Source organism: Bathymodiolus japonicus methanotrophic gill symbiont (assembly GCF_019721995.1).
Classification (GTDB): domain Bacteria; phylum Pseudomonadota; class Gammaproteobacteria; order Methylococcales; family Methylomonadaceae; genus Methyloprofundus.
Map to the genome: position 1 here is coordinate 1 of NZ_BLYC01000092.1, position 7,021 is coordinate 7,021.

The 7,021-nt window shown below is 37.2% G+C and carries 5 protein-coding genes and 1 pseudogene; 2 read left to right on the top strand and 4 right to left on the bottom strand.

Features of this window, described 5'->3' with window-relative positions:
* Together K6984_RS29745 and K6984_RS35515 are read left to right on the top strand one after the other, a co-directional pair.
* A pseudogene (locus K6984_RS29745) lies at window positions 1–1,791 on the top strand (AAA family ATPase); the annotation flags it as partial.
* Between the two features lie 343 nt (window positions 1,792–2,134).
* Window positions 2,135–2,263 carry a hypothetical protein gene (locus K6984_RS35515; protein WP_263458596.1) on the top strand — a complete coding sequence of 43 codons (129 nt, stop codon included), beginning with the start codon at window positions 2,135–2,137 and terminating at the stop codon, window positions 2,261–2,263.
* Window positions 2,264–2,842: 579 nt separating this feature from the next.
* On the opposite strand, the gene K6984_RS29750 is transcribed toward K6984_RS35515, so the two are convergent.
* The 4 genes from K6984_RS29750 to K6984_RS29765 form a co-directional block, all read right to left on the bottom strand.
* Window positions 2,843–4,171, bottom strand: coding sequence for a reverse transcriptase domain-containing protein (locus tag K6984_RS29750; protein WP_221898585.1), 1,329 nt, complete (start codon window positions 4,169–4,171; stop codon window positions 2,843–2,845).
* Window positions 4,168–4,770, bottom strand: coding sequence for an SLATT domain-containing protein (locus K6984_RS29755; protein WP_221898586.1), 603 nt, complete (start codon window positions 4,768–4,770; stop codon window positions 4,168–4,170). The genes K6984_RS29750 and K6984_RS29755 overlap by 4 nt, the downstream gene beginning before the upstream one ends.
* A 137-nt stretch (window positions 4,771–4,907) precedes the next feature.
* Complete coding sequence (locus K6984_RS29760) at window positions 4,908–6,074, bottom strand: IS3 family transposase (protein ID WP_087870166.1); 1,167 nt, start codon at window positions 6,072–6,074, stop codon at window positions 4,908–4,910.
* A gap of 47 nt (window positions 6,075–6,121) precedes the next feature.
* Window positions 6,122–6,895, bottom strand: coding sequence for an IS1 family transposase (locus K6984_RS29765; RefSeq protein WP_221898587.1), 774 nt, complete (start codon window positions 6,893–6,895; stop codon window positions 6,122–6,124).
* Window positions 6,896–7,021: the final 126 nt, after the last annotated feature.

Below are 7,021 nucleotides of genomic sequence, written 5' to 3' on the forward strand. Positions count from 1 at the left end.
ATATATTAAAGAGACGTAATACTCTAATAGATAAAACCCTCAAAGAAGCGGATGGTGAAGTTATAGTTTCCTTCATTGTTAATGGCATTCGACACATAATAAAACGAAATCCGAAGTCTGAGGATGTGCTGCTGAAAATTGGAGATAACGATTTTAAGTCGGTCAGGCCAAGTCAGATTCAAGATTTATTACCCATTCAAGCCTATAGTCAGAAACAACTAAGCAGCATTTCGTTTCAGTCAGACGAACTAAAGCGGTTTATTGAACAGCCCATTTCAAAAGAAATCGAGGATATAAATTCAAAAATTGATGAAGCTTTAGTTGCAGTTCAGTCAGCCTATCAAAAGCTATCAAAAAGTAAGTGGCTTCATACCGATCTAATAAAAAACAAAATTAAATTAGACTCTTTCAAATCACAGATAGAAAAAACTTCGTGGCGGCCTGAAGGGTATTTCGGAAGGTGGTAAGAAAATATTGGATCAGGTAAAACATTATGTGAATGAAAAAAATCGTTTTGATGAGTTTTCTCTTGAGTGCTCTTCCATTCAAGACGGCATACTGAATTTAAAGGAATTGCTTGAAAAATACCAAGGTAAGGCTAGTGATGGCTCAGAAACATTTGAGAATGAAGACATTCTTAAATGTCTAAACGAGTCACGAAGTAAATTGCTGGAGAAAACTTTAAATAAGGTTCAAGAGCTTGAAGAGTTGCATTCATATTCAGTTGTGAGGCACAAGGAGCTGCATGCCAATTGGCTTAAGATTAAAAAAACATTTGATCTGGAATATGAGAATACAAAGGAAAAATCGGAATCTAGCCAATCAACTTTGACTACAATTAAAGAGTTAGAGAAAAAGATAGAAGATCTTGAGTTGGAGATTAGGAAGAAGCAATCTTTGTTCTCGAAAGTAGACATGACAGATGAGACATTTAATAATCTATATGAGAGCTATATTAATTTACAGATATCGAAAATCGATAGACTGAAAAAACCCACCGAGACATTTACACAGCTGTCTGATGGCCTAATTAAGGCTGATCTTACAAAGACAATTGATGTTGAAAAAATGTACACTGAGATTAATTCGGTATTCTCTACTTATAGTCTTAATATTAACAAATCCAGAGCGGAAAAATTATCTGAGTTAGTATCCAGTTCCTCAGATCCATTAAAAACATGGAAAGAAGCCCTTTATGAGCTGAAAGCATTGAGCGAATTTAACTCAGCGCCTGATGCTCAAGATGAACTACCTCATTCCCCATTTTTGGATCAATCAGGTTTTAGCCTCGCCAATAGAAAAAAAATGTCAGAGGCATTAACCAGTGAATGCTTTTTAAGGCTTGCGTCTATTAAACTTGATTTTCTTCCAAAATTTTCCTATCAAACAGACAGCACAATGGGCGATGAAATACCATTTGAGGAGGCATCAGCAGGACAACAAGCTACAGCATTGCTGAATGTTCTTCTTAACCAAGACGGGTTTCCTTTAATCATAGACCAGCCCGAAGATGATATTGATAATAGAGCAATCGAAAAAATCATCACAAACCTATGGGGATCAAAAAAGAAGAGGCAGATCATCATAAGTAGCCATAATGCAAACCTTGTAGTAAATGGGGACTCAGAGCTGATTATCTGTTGTGACTACAAAGAAATCAATCAGCAGACCAAAGGCCACATCAAATACGAAGGCTCTATAGACAGGAAGGAAATTAGAAATGAGATAACATCTATTATGGAAGGCGGAGAGCGGGCCTTCAAGCTTAGGAAAGAAAAATACGGGTTCTAGTAGTCAATACCTTCGCCAATTTTAATTTAAGCCAAAAGGGAAAGGGGGATTTATGCGACAGAACCAACTTTTTAAGCATGGGTTTTTTTAACTATATCATGAGATATATTTTTTAACAGCCTTTTTTAACACTATTTGCTAAGAATCAGGCCATATCAGAGGCGATTATCTACGCTGATAGCGAAGTTAAAAATATACTTGTTTTTTTGACGTCAATTATTGGAGCAAACCTATGGCCTCGCTAAAAGCGTAAGCGACCTTATCTAGGGGTGTCGAATAAAATGGGAGGCATGGCTAAGGAATAAACAAACTAGGCGCGGTGGCAAATGGGGAGTCGCTATTTTTGCGAAAGCTTGTTTTGGGCATCCCAGCCCAAGCAAGCAGCAAAAACTTAACGCGACCACTTATGCCTCCGGCGGCCCCGATTCGTCCTCGTCACCTCGTCCCGACCCAACAAGGGGTCGGAACATAGGCTCCAAATGACTTGACGCCGTGTCGGATGGCCTTTTATTTTGTCTCCACCTTCGCTAACGCTCAGACTCCGACAAAATAACGGCCCTACGGCTATCGCGGACTAAAAATCATCACTTCGCTTAGGCTCCGTTTCCCTGATTTTCAGCGATGGCACGCATCAATAGTGCAGAATATTAGTGATCGATAGAAGGAAATAAATAGTTATAAGGGTTCTGTCGCAAAAAACAAAATCACCCTATTACATACGATCATAAGATTTAATTTCAGCCAAAGAAGATCCGCGTGTTCAACTAAAAATGGTACTATTTTTTAATTTATTATTTTCCTGAATGGCGCATGCTACTTGGCTTTACAACTATATTATCGTAATTTTAATGATAGGATGAGAGAGTTTTTCTCCTGGATGATGTCTTATCCATTGGTTTCATAAAAACAGGTTACAGTTGATTTTTACACAAATATTTATTTTTTGCGACAGAACCCAGTTTTATTCATTAGCCGCATAAAGACCGGTTATGGCAGGTTTTTATGCGCACAATAAACTTTTGCGACAGAACAGGGGAAAGGTCAAAAGCTCCTAAGAAAAATTCATTACATCTACTTGCAAGTCTTTGACTTGTTTATTTAGGCGCTTTTTGAATTCAAACTTAATATCTTCATCTTGAAGATCCTTCAATTCCAAACCAAAATAATTTACGAGTACGGTTTTCATTTCCTCTAAGCTGTACCTGTCAAAATTGGGAATGTACTTTGTCTCATATTTTCGGTGACTAAGCTCTTTAAATGCTCTTACAAACTTCTTAGGCTTAACACTCACACCAAATCTTTTTACTAACTTTTTAACGTAGTGATCTAAAGAGTGCAGCAGGGTCTCATCATTTATTTCCGAGAAAAAGAACAGCCAACCTTTACTTTTATTCTTATAAATACAGCCTGTAATCCGAAGGTTAAGACGCCATAGCAGAAAGACTTCACTCTTTTTTTTGGAGTGTTTGTAGGATGTAAAAATAGAAACCAAAGAACCTTTCAGTCGCTCTATAGAGCCTGAACGGGCGGTAATATTCTCTTCACTAAACTTGTAGCCTAAATATTCAAACCCATCGTCTAATGGGCCCATGCTCGATTTTTCAGAGGAATGAGCAGGATCATGTATCTCTAGGCCAATTTTCTTGAATTTATAGGTAACTTTTTCTGATATTTTTTCAGTGTCGGCTAAGCTGCAGAAAATTAAAACATCATCAACATAGCGGTAATATTTGATATTGTCGGCAGCTGTTAACTCCTTATCTATATTAGATAGGTAGATCGCTGCAAGTATATTAGACACAGAAATCCCTTGTGGGACACCCTTCTTATCCTGGTCTTCAGATGAACCACTGGCGCTTACAGTTGGAGACGAAATAGCGGACAAGATGATGTCTTTTATTTCAGTATCTCGTATTTTTTTACCAAGACGGCTAATCAATTCCTCGTGCTTAATAGATGGGTAGAAATTGATAACATCAAGTTTTATGCAGCCATCATAATTTTGGCTGTTAAAATCGAGCTTTATATTTTTTACAATATCTTGTGGAAGGTGAAACTCAATGCTGCCTTCGTAGGCTTCTGTTAAAAAGTTACATAATGAGCGTAGCGCTATACGATCACGCACAGTTGGAATAGAGATTTCCCTTGGAGGCTTATTTCGCCCTTTGCTGACGAGTTTTAACTTGTACTTTGTGAATTTATATTTTCCCGCTAAAGCTTTTCTAGAAATTATTTCAATTTGAGTATCGAGTTGCGGCTTAAATGTACGCGGGCTAAGACCATCAATTCCTGTTGCTCTGGAATAGATAATCCAGTCAGTAAATATGTCTTTCAGATTTTCAGGTGAAAAATGTTTTCTAAATAGGTGTTCAATTGTCATTCAATGCACCTCAGTGCAACACATAAAATAACTGGTAGTAAATATAAGACTGTTAGCATTAATTTGTGACATAAAGTCCAATAGATAAGGGAAGTCCAGTGGTACCATGTTGGAGATCTGTCGAGGCCTTTTTTCAGTCCAGTATTTTTATCCAGCCTATTATTATTAGTCACATATTCAATGCATAGCGCCGTATAATAATCTCTATCTGAGTGATTTTCGCAGACTCCGAGAATTTGGTCGTATTCTGTGCTTAACTTAGTAGGATCCGTAAGACTAGAGTCTTTTGCTTTTTGATGAAAGCTATTTAGTGTTTCGTAGCATTCTTTTATTAAACCAGCGCGCTCTTTAAATGAGAGCCCATTGATGAAGCCAGAAATACACAAAACTAACACTGAAAAGACGACCCAAGTTATCCCTGAAATATCTTGACCGGCGGCATTACTGCCCTCAATGCTTAAGTGATAAATAGCAGAAGCAACTCCAGAAAAGGAATACCAAAGTAACAAAATCTGTGTATGGAACGCGTTGGATAAGAGACGCTTTTCAGCCTGAATTCTAGCCTTACGTGTCCACCACACATTATCTGAGAATGCCATTACTCCTCCTTGATTGGATGTCTTAGGGTGTCATTAAGATAATAATAAGTTAACACCCAGTTAAGGGCAAGCCACAAGGACTATATAGCACCCCAAAGAGTCAAGACAGATTTTTCAACAATCCTTATTCCATATTCCTAAGCCGCTTCATTCTGCTGTTCATTAGCTAAAATACTTTCTCTATATACATTCATTGGTTTTTTATAGTCCAGGGTTTCATGAAACCGTTGATGATTATAAAACTCAATATAGTCATCAACATCTTCTATTAACGCTCTAATTGAACCATATTCATTTAAATAAATACGCTCACATTTTGCACTTCGCCAAAACCGTTCAATACAAATATTATCCGTTGCTCGTCCTTTTCCATCCATAGAAATAGTAATGCCTTTGTTTTTTAGTCGTTGGGTATGAATTTCACTGGTGTATTGACTGCCTTGATCCGTATTAAAAATTTCAGGTGTTCCGTAGAGAGAAAGCGCTTCATCTAATACATCCATAACTAAAAAAGAATCCATTGTGTTTGATATTTTATGGGCGAGCACTGCTTTTGAGTGCCAATCAATAATCGCCGCTAAATAAACCATCCCTTCTTTGGTTTTAATATAGGTTATATCTGTACTCCAAACTTGGTTAGCGTGTGATATATCAAGATCTCTAAGCTTATAAGTATATTTTTTATGTTCTTTTATGGGGATCGTTGTATTGACTTGTTTTACCGCTAATACGGCTTTCAAGCCCATCTGCTGCCGATAACTCGCCACCGTGTTTAAACTGACTTTAAAACCACCTTCAAGCAACTGCTGGTGTACTTTAGCCGCACCATAAATAGGGATGTCTTTAAAAATGTGATTAATCTGAGTTTTGATCTCTTCTTTCTTTTTATTCTCTCTTTTTTTGTAATAGAGATTGCTTCTATTTAATCCTAATAATGCACACTGCTGTGTTAGAGGTAGAGTGTTAAGCTTGGGCTCAATCAACTGTTTTCTATCAGATGAGTCCAAGCTTTTTAGCTTTTTTTCGAGCCACTCCTTTTCAACCGTCATTTTTCCTACGATTTTTGTGAGCATCTCATTTTGTTCTTGAGCTGCTAATAGATCCTCTTTGTAATCTTTAACGGCTTTGGAGGGCTCCATTGCTATTTCTGCATTGTCTAAGAATATTTTTTTCCAGTTTTGTAGGTTCTTAGGTGTGATGTTATTTGCACTGGCAATTTCTTGCAGTGTTTTTTCATTCTTTAAAACTTCTAATACCAACTTGCTTTTAAATTCAGCACTGTAGACCGTTCTTTTTCTGCTCATTTTAATACTCCAATTTTTTACAAATAGTAACTAATTTGGGTAGTGGGTTAAATCTTTGATTTTGCATGAATATCCCTGCCAAATTCCACCTTATTTATTAACAGACCAATCACAATATCATGCATTTTCTCTAACTTAGAGAAGCAGATTGTTCGACGAGTTAATCGTTTTATCCATGCTCTAAAATTCAAGTTTTTACGTTCAATTTTTTGGGTGTTTTTCTTACCTATTTCATGTTTCTCAGCATCGAGATGACGTTCATAAGCGCCCCAGTCATCGGTGTAATAACGACTGATATTTAAAGGCAAAAGTAACGCTTTTAATTCTTTGAAAACAATGTCCTTACGCTTGCCAAAAACATAAGCGAGTACCGTGTTGGTTTTATGATCAACAGCATGCCATAGCCAGCGTTGATTGCTTTTATTTCCTACAAAAGACCACTGTTCATCCATTTCGGCTTCATCACAGCAGACCTGTTCTAGTCTGACTTCCAATGGTTTCCCTTGATCAAAGGTCTGAAAAAGAGGGTTCACTTGAACAAGACTGTTTTCTTTGTTTTTTAAAGTACGAGTCACCGTATTTTTATTGATTTTAAGAACCCTAGCCGTGTCTCGAGTGCCACTACTATTGATAGCCATTTCGACAACGTGTTCTTTGGTTCCAAATTCACATGCTTTATAACAATATTCCAACATGAAGGTGTTGGTTGAGCAAGCTGTGGTCTGGCAACGATATCGCTGCACACCACGATCGCTACTACCTGATTTCATCAGGTTGGAATTAGTACAGTTAGGGCAGGTGATTTCTTGATAATATTTCATGAGGGAATTATGCAATAAATCACTTTCTTATTCTATTGCTCTCATGCTAAACACAGGTTTAACCCACTACCCTAATTTGGAATAAGATTGCTTTGATTTCTTGTCTGGATTTGCTGGGGGATTATA